A 16,622-nucleotide genomic window follows, 5' to 3' on the forward strand; every position below is an offset into this window, starting at 1 on the left:
ACAAACAAACGAGTGTCCTTCTATGGCAGAAACAAAATCTCAACAATCACGGCTACTCGTGACGCTGACGGCTCTTTTTGCAGCGTTCTGTGGCCTGTATCTCTTAGCAGGCGGGGCCTGGCTGGTCGCCCTCGGCGGCTCATGGTACTACCCTGTCGCAGGTCTGGTGATGCTGGCCGTCACCGTCTTGCTGTTCCGCGGTAAGCGTTCTGCGCTTTGGCTGTACGCCGCGCTGCTGCTTGCCACCATGATCTGGGGCGTATGGGAAGTTGGCTTCGACTTCTGGGCGCTGACTCCGCGTAGCGACATTCTGGTCTTCTTCGGCATCTGGCTTATTCTGCCGTTTGTCTGGCGTCGCCTGCCGATTCCCTCCTCTGGCGCCGTTGCCGGGCTGGTTGTCGCCCTGCTGATTAGCGGCGGCATCCTTACATGGGCTGGCTTCAACGACCCGCAGGAGGTCAACGGTACGCTGAGCGCTGATGCAACGCCAGCGGCACCAATTTCCGAGGTGGCCGATGGCGACTGGTCGGCGTATGGCCGCAACCAGGAAGGCCAGCGCTACTCGCCGCTGAAGCAGATTAACGCCGATAACGTGAAGAACCTGAAAGAGGCATGGGTATTCCGTACGGGCGATCTCAAGCAGCCTAACGATCCGGGTGAAATCACCAATGAAGTCACGCCGATTAAAGTTGGCGACACGCTCTATCTGTGTACCGCCCACCAGCGCCTGTTCGCGCTTGATGCGGCCACCGGTAAAGAAAAGTGGCATTTCGATCCGCAGCTCAACGCGGACCCGTCTTTCCAGCATGTGACCTGCCGCGGCGTTTCATATCATGAAGCCAAAGCGGATAACGCGCCGGCGGATGTGGTTGCCGACTGCCCGCGCCGCATTATTCTTCCGGTCAACGATGGCCGCCTGTTCGCCATCAATGCCGAAACCGGTAAGCTGTGTGAGTCCTTCGCTAATAAAGGCATTCTCAACCTGCAAACCAATATGCCAGTCACCACGCCGGGCATGTATGAACCCACTTCACCGCCGATTATTACTGATAAGACAATCGTCATCGCCGGCGCCGTGACCGATAACTTCTCCACCCGCGAGCCTTCAGGCGTTATTCGCGGCTTTGATGTGAATACCGGTAAACTGCTGTGGGCCTTTGATCCGGGCGCGAAAGATCCCAACGCGATTCCTGATGATGAACATCATTTCACCCTGAATTCACCAAACTCCTGGGCACCGGCGGCCTATGACGCGAAGTTGGATCTGGTCTACCTGCCTATGGGCGTGACCACCCCGGATATCTGGGGCGGCAACCGTACGCCCGAACAAGAGCGCTATGCCAGCTCCATCGTGGCGCTGAACGCCACGACCGGTAAACTGGCGTGGAGTTACCAGACCGTTCATCACGATCTGTGGGATATGGATATGCCGTCGCAGCCGACGCTGGCGGACATTGACGTGAACGGCAAAACCGTGCCGGTGATTTACGCTCCGGCAAAAACCGGTAATATTTTTGTCCTCGATCGCCGTAACGGTGAGCTGGTCGTCCCGGCACCGGAAAAACCGGTTCCGCAAGGGGCGGCGAAAGGTGACTACGTCGCGAAAACTCAGCCGTTCTCCGACCTGAGCTTCCGACCGAAGAAAGACCTGACCGGCGCGGATATGTGGGGCGCCACCATGTTCGACCAGCTGGTGTGCCGCGTTATCTTCCATCAGCTGCGCTATGAAGGGATTTTCACTCCACCGTCAGAACAAGGTACGCTGGTCTTCCCGGGTAACCTGGGGATGTTCGAATGGGGCGGTATCTCCGTCGATCCGAACCGCCAGGTGGCGATTGCTAACCCAATGGCGCTGCCGTTTGTCTCAAAACTGATCCCTCGCGGACCCGGTAATCCGATGGAGCAACCAAAAGACGCCAAAGGTTCGGGTACCGAGGCCGGTATTCAGCCGCAGTACGGCGTTCCTTACGGCGTCACGCTCAACCCGTTCCTGTCACCGTTCGGTCTGCCCTGCAAACAGCCGGCATGGGGCTATATCTCCGCGCTGGATCTGAAAACCAACGAAGTGGTGTGGAAAAAACGTATCGGTACGCCACAGGATAGCCTGCCGTTCCCGATGCCGGTTAAGCTCCCGTTCACCATGGGTATGCCGATGCTGGGCGGCCCAATTTCGACGGCCGGCAATGTGCTGTTTATCGGCGCGACCGCGGATAACTATCTGCGCGCTTACAATATGAGCAACGGCGAGAAGTTATGGCAGGCACGTCTGCCGGCTGGCGGTCAGGCGACGCCGATGACCTATGAAGTGAATGGCAAGCAGTACGTTGTCATCTCTGCGGGCGGTCACGGTTCGTTTGGCACGAAGATGGGCGACTATATCGTCGCTTATGCTTTACCGGACGACGCGAAGTAAAAAAAGAAGGCCCGGTTTCCGGGCCTTCTCTCTATGGTACGTCTCTCTCTTTTCGCGCCAGGCGAGCCCGCTTAGACGAGCTACACCGTAAATCCAAGCATCATCCCCGTATCTTCATGCTCCAGCAGATGGCAGTGCGCCATATAGGCATGTTCTTTCGGCGCATCGTGATCAAATTTCACCAGCACTTCACTGACATCGCCTTCCACCCTGACGGTATCTTTCCAGCCGCTCCGGTGGGGTGCCGGCGCTTTACCGTTTTCGGACAAAATACGGAACTGAGTACCGTGAATATGGAAAGGATGCAACATCATGTCGCCTTTGCCGGAAATCACCCACCGCTCATACTGCCCTTTCGCCGCCGCAAACAGGGGAACATTCATATCAAAGGCTTTACCGTTGATTCGATTCGCATTATGGAAATCAAAACCTTGATGACCGTGCTTCATCTGCGCCATGCCGCCATGATTCATGTTTCCGTGATTCATATTCCCCATATCGCCATGATTCATCATCATGCCATGGTCCATGCCGGACATCGCCTGGTCGCCATATTTTTGCATCAGCGCCTGCATCCCCATCATATCGAGCATCGGATCCATAGAGAGCTGCAGAGTACGCTGAGTAAACCCCTGAAGGGAGGGCAGCGCTGGCATAGCGGCCAGAACATCCGGCAGCTTACCGGAAGCCTGGATAGTCAGTGGCTGCACGCGTAATACCGGCTGCGGCCGATCAAACGGAGCAATCGCCATCCCCATCTGGTTAACCGGTAGCGTAATTAAATCAAAGGGTTTCCCGTCAGTGGTATCCACCAGCACTTCGAAACGCTCCCCCATCAGCACCGGCAGCTCGTTGACTTTCACCGGCTCAGCCAGCAGACCGCCATCGCTTGCCACCACGTACATGGGCCGCTTATCGCTGGTGGCGAAATTCAAAGAACGCGCATTACAACCGTTAAGCAGACGCAACCGTAGCCAGCCGCGAGGCGCGGCATGCTCCGGGTAAAGCGCCCCGTTAGTCAGCAGCGTATCGCCAAACCAGCCAACGGCTGCGCTCATGATATCGAGCTGATAATCAATCTCTCCCGCTGCGGTGAACTTTTTATCCTGCACAATCACCGGGACATCATCAATTCCCCACTGCTTTGGCAAGAGCAGCTTTTCGCTTTCCGCATCAGAAATCAGTACCAGCCCCGCCAGCCCCATCGCGACCTGTCTGCCGGTTTTGCCATGTTGATGAGGATGGAACCAACAGGTCGCCGCCCGCTGCGTTGGAGTAAAGGTCACCGTGCGGGAGCCTCCGGCGGCAATCACGCCCTGGGGACCGCCGTCAACGGCGCCGGGAACCTCCAGACCGTGCCAGTGTACGGTGGTCTCCTCCGCCAGCCGGTTATGAATATCGATGGTTGCCTGCTCCCCCTGCTTAAGCTGTAGGGCCGGGCCCAGCAGATTACCGTTATAGCCCCAGGTGGTCGCAAGATGAGAGCCGAACTGCGTTTTTCCGGCCTGGATGATCAACGAGATGCGATTGCGCGCGTCGGCGGTAAGTAGCTCCGGTACAGGCAACGATGGACGACTGGCGGCGAAAACCGAGCGACTCCATAGCGGCAATGCGCTGGCTACGCTTACCGCAGCGGTTAGTTTAAGAAACTCACGACGTTGCATTTTCACATCCTTTTTATTCTGCTGGTGAATAATTGAGCTTAAACCCTCCCCCAACAGGAAGGTCAAGTAGAAGAGTAAGAATAAAGCTCGGCGCAGTGTAACGAAGTATGCTAACGTTGTTCGTCCGTGATTCAATGGTAGAAAAAATGAAGACGCTTTTCAGAACAATAGTGCTTGGCAGCCTGCTCACTCTCTCCGCCAATAGCTATGCATTAAGCGAGTCCGAAGCGGAGGATATGGCTGATTTAACGGCAGTATTCGTCTTTCTGAAGAACGACTGCGGTTATCAAAATCTGCCCAACACGCAGATTCGCCGCGCCCTGGTCTTTTTTGCTCAGCAGAACCAGTGGGATTTAAGCAATTACGACAGCTTCAATATGAAAGCGCTGGGTGAAGATAGCTACCGGGACCTCAGCGGAATCAAAATCCCCACCACCAAAAAATGTAAAGCGCTGGCGCGTGACTCACTTAGCCTGCTTGCTTACGTGAAATAATCCCCCTCATTTCAAAAAATCGGTAGCCGTGAGAATACGGCTATGATGCGCCGTAATAATAGCGGCTCAATTAACTACGCGCTTTAATTTATATCTCAATTCATAGAATTCACTAACAATTCAAACTTAATTCATTAAGAGTTTGACTCATCACTAAAACAAATATAATAAATAGACTTTCAAAAACAAAACTCTAATATTGCAATCCTCTTTTTTGCACACTATTATCGCCCAATAACACCCCTTTTTATCAATGGAATGAAACCTTGAACATATCCTTATTTACACGCATAGCGCCTCTGGCCGTCATTTTATTAGTGGGCTGTAATTCAACGCAGTCCAGACAATCCGCCAGATTAATGAAACCATTATCTGATACGACATTAAGCCAACAACAAACGGAACAGCAGAGAGTCGCAGATGAGCAAGCGCGTTTAGACTCCTGCCGTAAGGCTCTTGAGTCTCTGAAAGAAGTGAATCCAAAGCAGGCAGACAAACTCGGTAATGAGTTCACCGCCCTGCTGAGCGCTGCAACCCAATATAATTCTGTCCGCAGTAAAGTCGCTGAACCGACAAAACAGGGAATCGATTCGATGTACCAGTTCAAATCAATCAAGCTATGCGCTGATATTGAAAAGGCATTGATAGATAGTCTTGTTAAACGTGGTGAAAATGTTCAGCTATGAACGGGAAAATAGCTAAAAATTTCAATTCGGTATCGCTGGCAGCAGTGTTTGTGCTGGCGCTATCGCCGGACGCCTTTGCGGAAAAAGATGCGCTGATAAGCGTCACGACGAGTTCAAGCAGCGACGCTTCAGGCCCTGCATTTTTAAATTACGCTAAAGAGCAGCAGGCGCAGGAAAGTCGTGAGCCTGTTAAGCCCGTGGAGGAAAAAAGCAATAAAACAAAAACAACCAATAAAAAAAGCGTTCAGAGTACCAATGATATCTCCCGCCAGGCTGCAATAATTTCTCAAAAAGATAAACTCATCCGCCAGCTTCGACAGCAGCTGGAAGCTAAACCTGTGACGATTAATGCCGCAGCAGATAACCAAAAAGAGCTGACTGATAAAATTCAGCTGCTTGAGAAAAAATTAGCGGCTGCTGTAGCCGAAAAACAACGATTAATAGATAAAGAGCTAACGGCCGCAGCTGAAATAAAACAGAGCGTGGGCCAGCGTAACGCCTCCGAAAATAAAATAGTGCAGCAAGAAAAAAGGCTATTATTAGTAGAATCCGCAAAACAAAAAGCCGAGCTGCAGCTAACTGAGGCAACCGCTGAAAAACAGGCACTGATAAAGAAACTCGCCGCGGCGGAAACGGAAAAGCAAGATACGGCCTCCAGGCTCACGGCTGCTGCATCAGACAAACAAGCGCTCATTAGCAAGCTCGCTGCCGCTGAGTCAGCTCAGGGGCAAATGCGCGCAAAACTCACCGCGGCTGACGCCGCCCGGCAGGCGCTACAAACGAAGCTGGAGGCGGCTGAAACAGACCATAAAGTCGTGCTCGCGAAGCTCGCCGCCTTTGAAACGAAAGAAAAGGATTTAACGACAAAACTGGCGGCTGCAGGGGTAGAAAAACAGGCGCTCACGGCTAAACTGGATTCCTTTATCATCAGCAAGCAGCAGTCATCCCTTCAGGAGGATGCCGCCGATAAAGATAAAGCCCAACTGCAAGCCAGCGCAGATGAAATTACCCGACTAAAAACCATGTTAGCTGATGCCGAAGCTAAAAAACCAGCGGCTATCGACCTTGCGAAAGCGCCCCTGCAGCAGGCTTACGCTATTGGCGTATCGATGGGCGCTGAAGTGCTACAGCTCTTATCCACCCGGGATTCCCAGGGCGTAAAAATGAGCAAAGATACCGTACTGCAGGGGATCCAGGATTCTTTTTCCGGAAATATCGCCCTTGATGAGAAAGCGCGCAATAAAGCTTTGTTCGATGTATCTAAAAAAGTCTTTCAGAACCTGAAGAAGATCGAACAGCAAACGCTTAGCGAAGGAAAGAAATATCAGCAAAAGTTCGCGCAGCAAAAAGGAGTGGTATTGAAAGATGGCGTTTACAGTCGCATAGATTATGCCGGTAAGGGCAAGATTCTCGATAGCGACATCGTTACCGTCACCATCAAAGAAACGCTTACTGACGGAACCGTCATTAACGATATGGAGGCGGAGGGTAAAGTGTGGTCTCAGTCCCTGAAATCTTATCCTCCACTGTTCCTTGGGCCCATAAAGCGGCTGGGAAATCACGGCGCTATTACGGTCGTGATCCCTCCCGAGCTCGCCTACGGCAGCGAAGGCAAACCGCCTAAAATCCCGCCGGGAGCGACCATGGTCTATTCGCTCAGAATCGTTGACGCCACTGCAGCACAACCGCAGGCTAAAAAACCCTGATCCTAACGCCTCCCGCCAGGGCGGCGTTCGCCATTTTCTTACCACGCCTCATTTGCTGAAATATCCGCCGTGCATCATCTTCTATAGTTGGCTATGATGTTGCGCTCATTTTAATGGGTGTAACAGATGTTAACAAAGGAGGATCTGCCCGTGGCCGATAGCAATCTGTGGCATGAAACGCTGCACGACCATTTTGGTCAGTATTTCAGCGTTGATAACGTTCTGTATCATGAGAAAACCGAGCATCAGGATTTAATCATTTTCGAAAACGCGGCGTTTGGTCGCGTGATGGCGCTGGACGGGGTGGTACAAACCACCGAGCGTGATGAGTTCATCTACCATGAAATGATGACCCATGTTCCGCTAATGGCCCACGGTCAGGCGAAACATGTGTTAATTATCGGCGGCGGCGATGGCGCCATGCTGCGCGAAGTCTCTCGCCACGGCAATGTCGAAAGCATCACTATGGTAGAAATTGACGCTGGCGTGGTGTCGTTCTGTCGTCAGTATCTGCCTAATCATAACGCTGGCGCGTACGACGATCCGCGTTTTACGCTGGTCATTGACGATGGCGTCAATTTTGTTAACCAAACGGCGCAAACGTTTGACGTCATTATCTCCGATTGCACCGATCCTATCGGTCCCGGCGAGAGCCTGTTCACTTCCGCATTTTATGAAGGCTGCAAACGCTGCCTCAATCCTGGCGGGATTTTCGTCGCTCAGAACGGCGTCAGCTTCCTGCAGCAGGATGAAGCCGTCGATAGCCATCGCAAGCTCAGTCATTACTTTAGCGATGTGAGCTTCTATCAGGCGGCGATTCCAACCTATTACGGCGGCATTATGACCTTCGCATGGGCCACGGACAACGAAGCCCTGCGCCACCTTTCCAGCGAAATCATCCAGGCCCGCTTTCATAAATCGAACCTGAAGTGCCGTTATTACAATCCGGCAATTCACGCGGCGGCATTTGCTTTACCGCAATATTTACTGAATGCGCTATCCACCGTTAAGTAAGGGGGTGATCTAAATTGAAAAAATTGAAGCTGCACGGCTTTAACAATCTGACCAAAAGCCTGAGTTTTTGCATCTATGATATCTGCTACGCGAAAACGGCAGAGGAGCGCGATGGCTACATCGCCTATATTGACGAACTCTACAACGCCAACCGCCTGACAGAAATTTTGTCCGAGACCTGTTCAATTATCGGCGCAAATATTCTTAACATTGCGCGTCAGGATTATGAGCCTCAGGGCGCCAGCGTGACGATCCTGGTCAGCGAAGAGCCTATCGATCCGCAGCTTATCGATCAGACCGAACATCCGGGCCCGCTACCGGAAACCGTTGTGGCGCATCTCGATAAAAGCCATATCTGCGTTCATACCTACCCGGAAAGCCATCCTGAAGGCGGGCTGTGCACCTTCCGTGCCGATATTGAAGTCTCAACCTGCGGGGTCATTTCACCGCTGAAGGCCCTGAATTATCTGATTCACCAGCTAGAATCCGATATTGTCACCATTGACTATCGCGTTCGCGGTTTTACCCGCGATGTGAACGGCATGAAGCACTTCATCGATCATGAAATTAACTCCATTCAGAACTTCATGTCCGAGGATATTAAGTCTTTGTATGACATGGTGGACGTGAACGTTTACCAGGAGAATATCTTCCATACCAAGATGCTGCTTAAGGAATTCGACCTTAAGCACTATATGTTTCACACCAGGCCGGAAGATTTAACCGAAGAAGAGCGCAGGGTCATCACTGACCAGCTGTGGAAAGAGATGCGTGAAATTTACTACGCAAGAAATATACCGGCGGTGTAACGCCCGGCGGAGCACGGAGGCTCCGCCAGACTTAGCGCTGCTGCATAAACTCACGATAGGCGGCAACGACCTGTAAAAAATCTTCAATACCGCACAGCGAGAGGCTTTCTTCGTCGTAGTAGCTCATCCCCTCTTCTATCTCATCGCCGGAAAAATCCAGCTGATTGGCGCGGATCATCACTTCTTCACCATCCAGCCATAATGTGTATTCATGACCGGCACGCTGCCAGGAACGTTCGCTGCCTTTGACGGTGCGCGCGGCCTGCTCGACTTCATCAAGCAGGGTAAGGTTATCTTTGACCTCTTCGTTGAACCAGTGGCCGATAGCCTCATGATCCATCGACATTCGCACCTTTACCACTCCGGTAATATCGCGCAGAAATTCGTAATCCATAGTCTTTTCCTCTGCAAGGGCAGTGCGTCACCGCTGCACTGTACCCATAGCGTCATTATCGCAGCAGTAAGGGAGAAAAAAAGCGTCGCGGACGGAGGGATTGGAAATAAAAATGCCCGGTGACGCAAAGTTCACCGGGCATTGAGGGGATTATGTACCGCTCTGACCTAGCGCATTACACCGCGGTCTGGAAAATAACCCCGTCAGCCTTCTCAGTGTACTGACCCAGCTGGTCGAAGTTCAGATAGCGGTAGGTATCCGCCGCGGTTTTATCCACCTGAGCCACGTAGGTCTGGTACTCTTCCGGCGTCGGCAGCTTACCGATAAGCGCGGCGACTGCCGCCAGCTCCGCAGAGGCCAGGAAGACGTTAGCGCCGGTACCTAAACGGTTCGGGAAGTTACGGGTTGAAGTAGAAACCACCGTCGCACCGTCAGCAACGCGCGCCTGGTTACCCATGCACAGGGAGCAGCCAGGGATTTCAATACGCGCGCCGCTCTTACCAAACACGCTGTAGTAACCCTCTTCAGTCAGCTGCGCGGCATCCATACGGGTTGGCGGCGCTACCCACAAACGGGTCGGCAGTTGACCTTTGTGGTTGTCCAGCAGCTTACCAGCCGCGCGGAAGTGGCCGATGTTGGTCATGCAGGAACCGATAAACACTTCATCGATCTTCTCACCCTGCACGTCGGACAGCAGACGCGCGTCGTCCGGATCGTTCGGCGCGCAGAGGATTGGCTCTTTGATATCGGCCAGATCGATATCGATCACCGCCGCATATTCTGCATCCGCATCCCCTTCCAGCAGTTCAGGTTCCGCCAGCCATTTTTCCATGCCCTGAACGCGACGTTCCAGCGTACGGCGGTCGCCGTAGCCTTCCGCGATCATCCACTTCAGCAGGACGATGTTGGAGGTCAGATACTCAACGATCGGCTCTTTGTTCAGCTTGATCGTGCAGCCTGCAGCCGAGCGCTCTGCGGAGGCATCGGTCAATTCAAACGCCTGTTCAACTTTCAGATCCGGCAAACCTTCGATCTCCAGAATGCGGCCGGAGAAGATGTTTTTCTTACCTTTCTTCTCAACGGTCAGCAGGCCCTGTTTGATCGCATACAGCGGGATGGCGTGCACCAGATCGCGCAGGGTAATGCCCGGCTGCATTTTGCCTTTAAAGCGCACCAGCACCGATTCCGGCATATCCAGCGGCATCACGCCGGTCGCGGCGGCAAACGCCACCAGGCCAGAACCTGCCGGGAAAGAGATACCAATCGGGAAACGGGTATGCGAATCACCGCCGGTACCGACGGTATCCGGCAGCAGCATACGGTTCAGCCAGGAGTGGATAACGCCATCGCCAGGACGCAGTGATACGCCGCCGCGGTTCATAATAAAGTCCGGCAGCGTGTGGTGCGTGGTGACGTCAACCGGCTTAGGATAAGCGGCGGTATGGCAGAAGGACTGCATCACCAGGTCGGAAGAGAAGCCCAGGCACGCCAGGTCTTTCAGCTCGTCACGGGTCATCGGACCGGTGGTGTCCTGAGAGCCTACGGAGGTCATCTTCGGTTCGCAGTAAGCGCCCGGACGAACCCCGGCTACGCCGCAGGCGCGGCCAACCATTTTCTGCGCCAGAGAGTAGCCGCGGCTGCTTTCCGCCACGTCTTTCGCCTGACGGAATACCTCGCTGTGCGGCAGGCCAAGCGCTTCACGCGCTTTGGTGGTCAGGCCACGACCGATGATTAGCGGGATACGGCCGCCTGCGCGTACTTCGTCGATCAGCACGTCGGTTTTCAGCTCGAAGGTCGCCAGCAGTTCGCCGGTTTCGTGGTTACGTACTTCACCTTTGAACGGATAAACGTCAATCACGTCGCCCATGTTCAGGTTGTTTACGTCCACCTCAATCGGCAGCGCGCCGGCATCTTCCATAGTATTAAAGAAGATAGGCGCAATTTTGCCGCCGAGAACCAGACCGCCGCCGCGTTTGTTCGGCACGTTCGGAATATCGTCGCCCATAAACCACAGCACCGAGTTGGTGGCGGATTTACGCGATGAACCGGTACCCACGACATCGCCGACGTACGCCAGCGGGAAACCTTTTTGCTGCAGTGCTTCAATCTGCTTAATCGGGCCGACGGCGCCTGGCTGATCCGGGTCGATGCCTTCACGGGCGTTTTTCAGCATTGCCAGCGCGTGCAGCGGAATGTCCGGGCGGGACCAGGCATCAGGAGCCGGAGACAGGTCATCGGTGTTGGTTTCGCCGGTGACTTTAAAAACGGTCACGGTGATTTTGTCAGCCAGCTGAGGACGGCTCAGGAACCACTCAGCGTCAGCCCAGGATTGCATCACCTGTTTGGCATATTCATTGCCCGCTTTGGCTTTCTCTTCAACATCGTAGAAGTTGTCGAACATCAGCAGGGTGTGGGACAGCGCTTTCGCGGCAATCGGCGCCAGTTTTGCGTCGTCCAGCGCGTCAATCAGGGGATGAATGTTGTAACCGCCCTGCATGGTGCCCAGCAGTTCGACAGCTTTTTCACGGGTAACCAGTGGAGAAGTTGCATCGCCTTTGGCGATCGCGGCAAGGAATCCGGCTTTAACATAGGCGGCTTCGTCGACGCCCGGCGGTACGCGGTTAATTAACAGGTCTAACAGGAATTCTTCTTCACCCGCTGGCGGGTTTTTCAGCAGTTCTACCAGCGCGGCCATTTGGGTTGCATCTAAGGGTTTCGGTACAATCCCCTCGGCGGCACGCTCAGCTACGTGCTTACGGTATTCTTCTAGCACGACGGTTCTCCTCGCTCTCATTGTAAAATGCGGTAGGCGATTCTCTTCACGCTCCTGTGAGACAGCAGTTTGTAGGGTAAATGCCCGATACCGCGTCGGCAGCATAGCAGGATTTTGGCGGGGTGTTAATCTGTTTACAAAAAAGCAACATTAAAAATTAGCTGAATCGTTAAGGGCAGAATATTGCAGGTTTTCTGTCAGTTTAGCGGTATATAAAATTAATTCTGTTACACATCATTGTCCAAAAACCCAACTAAAATCAAAAACGTAAATTCGCGATCTTTATACTCAGGCAATCCCCCGCTTGACGACAATACTCTGTCAAAACGGGCCAATCTTTGTGCCGGGAGTCCTTATGACGCTGCCTTTCAAACCCCATCTGCTCGCGCTGCTTTGCAGTGCCGGACTATTAGCCGCCGCGGGTACGCTCTACGTTAAAAGCCGGGAACCGCAAACGGCCCCCGAGCCACCCGCAGTTGCGCAGACGGCGCAGACCACCGCCGCCGCTCAGCCGGTTACCGCAACCTATACCCCCGCGCAGATAGACCAGTGGGTCGCGCCGATCGCGCTCTATCCGGACAATCTCCTGTCCCAGGTGCTGATGGCTGCGACCTATCCGAGTAACGTCGTTCAGGCGGTGCAGTGGTCGCAGGATAATCCCGCAATGAAGGGGGATGCGGCGGTACAAGCGGTGGCAAGCCAGCCCTGGGATCCCAGCGTAAAATCGCTGGTCGCCTTCCCTTCCCTGCTCGCGTTAATGGGAGAAAACCCGCCGTGGATAGAAAACCTGGGTAACGCATTTCTCGCCCAGCCGCAGGACGTCATGGATTCGGTGCAGCGCTTACGCGCCATTGCCCAGCAGACCGGAACGCTAAAATCTACGCCGCAGCAGAAAGTCATCACCGCCACAAACGCTGCGGCAACGTCGACAACCAGCACCTCCCGCAGCAGCAGCGCCGTGACATCCTCCCCTCCCGCCCAGGTGATTAAAATCGAATCCGCCGATCCGAACGTGGTGTACGTGCCGGCCTATAACCCTTCTGTAGTTTACGGCGCCTGGCCTAACACGGCCTACCCGCCGGTCTACCTGCCGCCGCCTCCGGGTGAACAGTTCACCGATAGCTTCGTCAAAGGTTTTGGCTATAGCCTCGGCGTCGCCACCACCTACGCCCTGTTCAGCAGCATCGACTGGGATGATGACGATCGCCATCATGACGATGACGATCACCACCACGATGATGATCATCACGGCGGCTACCCGCACAACGGCGATAATATCAATATCAACGTCAATAATTTCAACCATATTACCGGGCAGAATTTGCCGGATAATCACGCTAACTGGCAGCATAATCCAGCCTGGTGCGGCAATATTCCATACCCGAACAACAACATCGCGCAGCATTACCATCAGACCAATGTTCCCGGCGGGCTTAGCGCTACCCAACATCAACCCGTCGATCGTAACGCGCAGCGTCAGGCAGCCATGACTCAGCTACAGCAGCGTACCGGGCCTGCGGCTGCCGCGGATAACTCGCTTGCTCGCGCGCCGTCCCGCGATGCCCAGCGTCAGCTCGCATCGCAGCAGCTGCATCAGGTGACCCAGCGCAATAACTACCGCGGCTATGACGCCACGCCGGCGGTTAAACATAACGCCGTACAACAGCAGCATCGGGAAGCGGTAAAATCGCAAATTCAGCATCCAACGGCGCAGCAGCAACAGCGCCGCGAACAGCTGCGGACCACAACGCCCGCACAACGTCAACAGAAGCTGAATGACCTGCACGCCAATGCCCTGAGCGGTAACGATATCCGCTCTCCTTCCTGGCAGTCGCAGCAGGCGCGCGGCCTGCAGAGCCGTCATATCTCGGGTTTAAGCAGCGAGCAGCGCAGCGCGGCCAGAGAACAGCTTTCTGAACATCATGAACTGCGCCGCCGCTGAGGATAATCAGATGAAAAAATTATTAACAATGACTCTGCTGGCCCTGGCGCCCGCCATATCGTTGGCTCAACAGCAGTTTTCCTCTCCGCAACAGGCCGCCAGCGCGCTGGCCGAGGCGATCGGCAAGCATGATGAATCGGCGCTCAACGGGCTGCTGGGCGATAGCTGGCAGCAGTTTTTACCGCCGGATGGCATTGCCCCTGACGCCGTCGATCGCTTTCAGCGTGACTGGAAAGTGAGCCATCGTATCGTTCAGCAACAGGATAGCGCCTGGCTGGAGGTAGGTCAGGAAGCGTGGCGGCTACCGATCCCCATAATTCAGGATAAGAGCGGCTGGCGTTTTGATATGGCCGCTGCTGAAGATGAGATCCTGACTCGCGCGATTGGCCGCAATGAGCTGTCAGCCATTCAGGCAATGCATGCTTACGTTGATGCCCAGCAGGATTTCTATCGATTAAACCACGCCTGGGCGCAGAAGATTATCAGCAGCGATGGCAAGAAAGATGGCCTCTACTGGCCAGCCGCTCCCGGCGAAGCCCCCAGCCCGTTAGGACCGGCGTTTAGTCCCGTAGAACCCGGCGAGGGCTATCACGGCTATCGTTTCCGCATAATTAAAGACGGCGAGAATCAGGGCGCCGCCCTGCTGGCATGGCCGGTGGAATGGGGAAAGACCGGCATCATGAGCTTTATGGTTAACCAGAATGATGAGGTTTATCAGGCTAATTTAGGTGATGAAACGCAGATCAAGGCGCGGGCGATTTCTCAGTTTTCGCCTGACTCCGGCTGGCAGGCCATCCATCAATAGTAAAATGCCCGGCGCGATATGGCGCTGCCGGGCAGTATCACTACGTTGGCTTAGCCCTGATGAGGCATCAGAGACGGGTAGCCGGCAAAAGCCGGTTTAGTGCTGGTCAACGCCGCTTCATCAGCGCTGATGCTACCGGAGTTCGCCGCCCATACGCCTTCGCTGGTCTTCGTTATTTGCTGATGCTGTATATTCAAATCCTGGCCCATAGCGGCAATATGGGTGCTTTCGGTACCGCCGCTGTTATCAGCCCAGGGAATCGCGGCATCCGCCGCGCAGGCCATACCAGAAACCAACGTTGCAGCCAGGAGAGTGGTGGTTAAAAGCCTTTTCATCGCATACCTCACATATAGTTAACTACCTATAAGTTTACATAGTTACTATTTTCCAGGAATTAATAAGGTGTGCAATTTTATTAACGGCGACACAGTTCTAAACATCACCGATAAAAAAAGCGGCTCACTGAGCCGCTTTTTGATTTTGCCTGAAAGAAAAACTTACTTTTTCTTCGCTTTCGCGTTCGGCAGGTCGGTGATGCTACCTTCGAAGACTTCTGCCGCCAGGCCAACGGACTCGTGCAGAGTCGGGTGAGCGTGGATGGTCAGCGCGATATCTTCAGCGTCACAGCCCATTTCGATCGCCAGACCGATTTCACCCAGCAGCTCGCCGCCGTTGGTGCCGACAATCGCTCCGCCGATAACGCGATGAGATTCTTTGTCGAAAATCAGTTTGGTCATACCGTCAGCGCAGTCGGAAGCGATAGCACGGCCAGAAGCAGCCCACGGGAAGGTGGCGGTTTCGTAGCTGATGCCTTTCTCTTTCGCTTCTTTCTCCGTCAGGCCAACCCATGCAACTTCCGGCTCGGTATAGGCGATGGACGGAATCACTTTCGGGTCGAAGTAGTGCTTCATGCCGGCGATAACTTCGGCAGCAACGTGGCCTTCGTGAACGCCTTTGTGCGCCAGCATCGGCTGACCGACGATATCGCCGATAGCGAAGATATGCGGCACGTTGGTACGCAGCTGTTTGTCAACGCGGATAAAGCCACGCTCGTCAACTTCAACGCCTGCTTTACCGGCATCGAGGTTTTTACCGTTCGGTACGCGACCGATAGCCACCAGCACGGCGTCATAGCGCTGCGCTTCAGCCGGGGCTTTTTTGCCTTCCATGGAAACGTAGATACCGTCTTCTTTCGCTTCAACGGCGGTCACTTTGGTTTCCAGCATCAGGTTAAATTTCTTACTGATGCGCTTGGTGAAGACTTTCACCACGTCTTTATCTGCTGCCGGGATCACCTGGTCGAACATTTCAACCACGTCAATCTCTGAACCCAGCGCATGGTATACGGTACCCATTTCCAGACCGATGATACCGCCGCCCATAACCAGCAGGCGTTTTGGTACGGTTTTCAGCTCCAGCGCATCGGTGGAGTCCCATACGCGCGGATCTTCATGCGGAATGAACGGCAGTTCGATCGGACGGGAACCCGCCGCGATGATAGCGTTGTCGAAGTTGATCACGGTTTTGCCGTTTTCGCCTTCCACTTCCAGGGTGTTAGCGCCGGTAAATTTACCCAGACCGTTAACCACCTTCACTTTACGCCCTTTGGCCATGCCAGCCAGACCGCCGGTCAGCTGAGTGATGACTTTTTCTTTCCAGGTGCGAATCTTGTCAATGTCGGTTTTCGGCTCACCGAAAACGATGCCGTGTTCGGCCAGCGCTTTCGCTTCTTCGATAACTTTAGCAACGTGCAGCAGTGCTTTAGAAGGGATACAGCCGACGTTCAGGCAAACACCGCCGAGGGTGCTGTAACGTTCTACGATGACGGTTTCCAGACCTAAATCAGCGCAACGGAAGGCAGCAGAATAACCTGCGGGGCCTGCCCCAAGTACCACGACCTGAGTTTTGATTTCAGTACTCAT

13 protein-coding genes are annotated in these 16,622 nt (G+C 54.1%); 8 read left to right on the forward strand and 5 right to left on the reverse strand.

Annotation, left to right across the window (positions count from 1 at the left end; all coding sequences use genetic code 11):
• The first annotated feature begins 22 nt into the window (after positions 1 to 22).
• On the forward strand, positions 23 to 2,413 hold the full coding sequence (locus tag CMQ96_RS22830; RefSeq protein WP_004872116.1) for a glucose/quinate/shikimate family membrane-bound PQQ-dependent dehydrogenase: 2,391 nt from the start codon (positions 23 to 25) through the stop codon (positions 2,411 to 2,413).
• A gap of 80 nt (positions 2,414 to 2,493) precedes the next feature.
• Here the strand turns inward: CMQ96_RS22830 and cueO are convergent, their stop codons facing one another.
• Positions 2,494 to 4,077: a multicopper oxidase CueO gene (cueO, locus tag CMQ96_RS22835; protein WP_064342177.1), complete on the reverse strand. Its 1,584-nt coding sequence runs from the start codon at positions 4,075 to 4,077 to the stop codon at positions 2,494 to 2,496.
• 146 nt (positions 4,078 to 4,223) lie between these two features.
• Here cueO and CMQ96_RS22840 point away from each other — a divergent pair, with 146 nt between their 5' ends.
• The 5 genes from CMQ96_RS22840 (at position 4,224) to speD (ending at position 8,786) form a co-directional block, all read left to right on the forward strand.
• Positions 4,224 to 4,571, forward strand: coding sequence for a YacC family pilotin-like protein (locus tag CMQ96_RS22840; protein ID WP_004872121.1), 348 nt, complete (start codon positions 4,224 to 4,226; stop codon positions 4,569 to 4,571).
• 266 nt (positions 4,572 to 4,837) lie between these two features.
• Positions 4,838 to 5,257 (forward strand): hypothetical protein, encoded by a 420-nt coding sequence (locus CMQ96_RS22845; protein ID WP_024360328.1) that lies wholly within the window; start codon positions 4,838 to 4,840, stop codon positions 5,255 to 5,257.
• Positions 5,254 to 6,963 carry an FKBP-type peptidyl-prolyl cis-trans isomerase N-terminal domain-containing protein gene (locus tag CMQ96_RS22850; protein WP_098067369.1) on the forward strand — a complete coding sequence of 570 codons (1,710 nt, stop codon included), beginning with the start codon at positions 5,254 to 5,256 and terminating at the stop codon, positions 6,961 to 6,963. Before CMQ96_RS22845 ends, CMQ96_RS22850 begins: the two co-directional genes overlap by 4 nt.
• A gap of 150 nt (positions 6,964 to 7,113) precedes the next feature.
• On the forward strand, positions 7,114 to 7,977 hold the full coding sequence (gene speE, locus CMQ96_RS22855) for a polyamine aminopropyltransferase (RefSeq protein WP_004872131.1): 864 nt from the start codon (positions 7,114 to 7,116) through the stop codon (positions 7,975 to 7,977).
• Positions 7,978 to 7,991: 14 nt separating this feature from the next.
• Positions 7,992 to 8,786, forward strand: a complete 795-nt coding sequence (gene speD, locus CMQ96_RS22860) for an adenosylmethionine decarboxylase (RefSeq protein ID WP_004872133.1) — start codon at positions 7,992 to 7,994, stop codon at positions 8,784 to 8,786.
• A 31-nt stretch (positions 8,787 to 8,817) separates the two neighbouring features.
• Here speD and yacL read toward each other — a convergent pair whose 3' ends face one another.
• Complete coding sequence (yacL, locus tag CMQ96_RS22865) at positions 8,818 to 9,180, reverse strand: protein YacL (RefSeq protein ID WP_004129024.1); 363 nt, start codon at positions 9,178 to 9,180, stop codon at positions 8,818 to 8,820.
• Between the two features lie 175 nt (positions 9,181 to 9,355).
• The gene (acnB, locus tag CMQ96_RS22870) at positions 9,356 to 11,953 is read right to left on the reverse strand and encodes a bifunctional aconitate hydratase 2/2-methylisocitrate dehydratase (RefSeq protein WP_024360326.1); all 2,598 of its coding nucleotides are present in this window, start codon (positions 11,951 to 11,953) and stop codon (positions 9,356 to 9,358) included.
• A 355-nt stretch (positions 11,954 to 12,308) separates the two neighbouring features.
• On the opposite strand from acnB, the gene CMQ96_RS22875 reads away from it, so the two are divergent.
• Positions 12,309 to 13,895 (forward strand): DUF3300 domain-containing protein, encoded by a 1,587-nt coding sequence (locus CMQ96_RS22875; RefSeq protein WP_098067370.1) that lies wholly within the window; start codon positions 12,309 to 12,311, stop codon positions 13,893 to 13,895.
• A 10-nt stretch (positions 13,896 to 13,905) separates the two neighbouring features.
• On the forward strand, positions 13,906 to 14,700 hold the full coding sequence (locus CMQ96_RS22880; RefSeq protein ID WP_049085610.1) for a DUF2950 family protein: 795 nt from the start codon (positions 13,906 to 13,908) through the stop codon (positions 14,698 to 14,700).
• 50 nt (positions 14,701 to 14,750) lie between these two features.
• On the opposite strand, the gene CMQ96_RS22885 is transcribed toward CMQ96_RS22880, so the two are convergent.
• Positions 14,751 to 15,035 (reverse strand): hypothetical protein, encoded by a 285-nt coding sequence (locus tag CMQ96_RS22885; RefSeq protein ID WP_004872139.1) that lies wholly within the window; start codon positions 15,033 to 15,035, stop codon positions 14,751 to 14,753.
• 162 nt (positions 15,036 to 15,197) lie between these two features.
• Positions 15,198 to 16,622, reverse strand: coding sequence for a dihydrolipoyl dehydrogenase (gene lpdA / locus CMQ96_RS22890; protein ID WP_004098637.1), 1,425 nt, complete (start codon positions 16,620 to 16,622; stop codon positions 15,198 to 15,200).

It is taken from the genome of Klebsiella sp. MBT K-1 (assembly GCF_002556465.1).
In the GTDB taxonomy this organism is placed as follows: domain Bacteria; phylum Pseudomonadota; class Gammaproteobacteria; order Enterobacterales; family Enterobacteriaceae; genus Klebsiella; species Klebsiella grimontii.

What these genes read in the sequence shown, in the direction of transcription:
- CMQ96_RS22850 (WP_098067369.1), top strand. Translation starts at nt 5,254, where the DNA reads ATGAACGGGAAAATAGCTAAAAATTTCAATTCGGTATCGCTGGCAGCA.
- cueO (WP_064342177.1), bottom strand. Translation starts at nt 4,077, where the DNA reads ATGCAACGTCGTGAGTTTCTTAAACTAACCGCTGCGGTAAGCGTAGCC.
- CMQ96_RS22840 (WP_004872121.1), top strand. Translation starts at nt 4,224, where the DNA reads ATGAAGACGCTTTTCAGAACAATAGTGCTTGGCAGCCTGCTCACTCTC.
- CMQ96_RS22875 (WP_098067370.1), top strand. Translation starts at nt 12,309, where the DNA reads ATGACGCTGCCTTTCAAACCCCATCTGCTCGCGCTGCTTTGCAGTGCC.
- CMQ96_RS22885 (WP_004872139.1), bottom strand. Translation starts at nt 15,035, where the DNA reads ATGAAAAGGCTTTTAACCACCACTCTCCTGGCTGCAACGTTGGTTTCT.
- lpdA (WP_004098637.1), bottom strand. Translation starts at nt 16,622, where the DNA reads ATGAGTACTGAAATCAAAACTCAGGTCGTGGTACTTGGGGCAGGCCCC.
- yacL (WP_004129024.1), bottom strand. Translation starts at nt 9,180, where the DNA reads ATGGATTACGAATTTCTGCGCGATATTACCGGAGTGGTAAAGGTGCGA.
- CMQ96_RS22880 (WP_049085610.1), top strand. Translation starts at nt 13,906, where the DNA reads ATGAAAAAATTATTAACAATGACTCTGCTGGCCCTGGCGCCCGCCATA.
- CMQ96_RS22830 (WP_004872116.1), top strand. Translation starts at nt 23, where the DNA reads ATGGCAGAAACAAAATCTCAACAATCACGGCTACTCGTGACGCTGACG.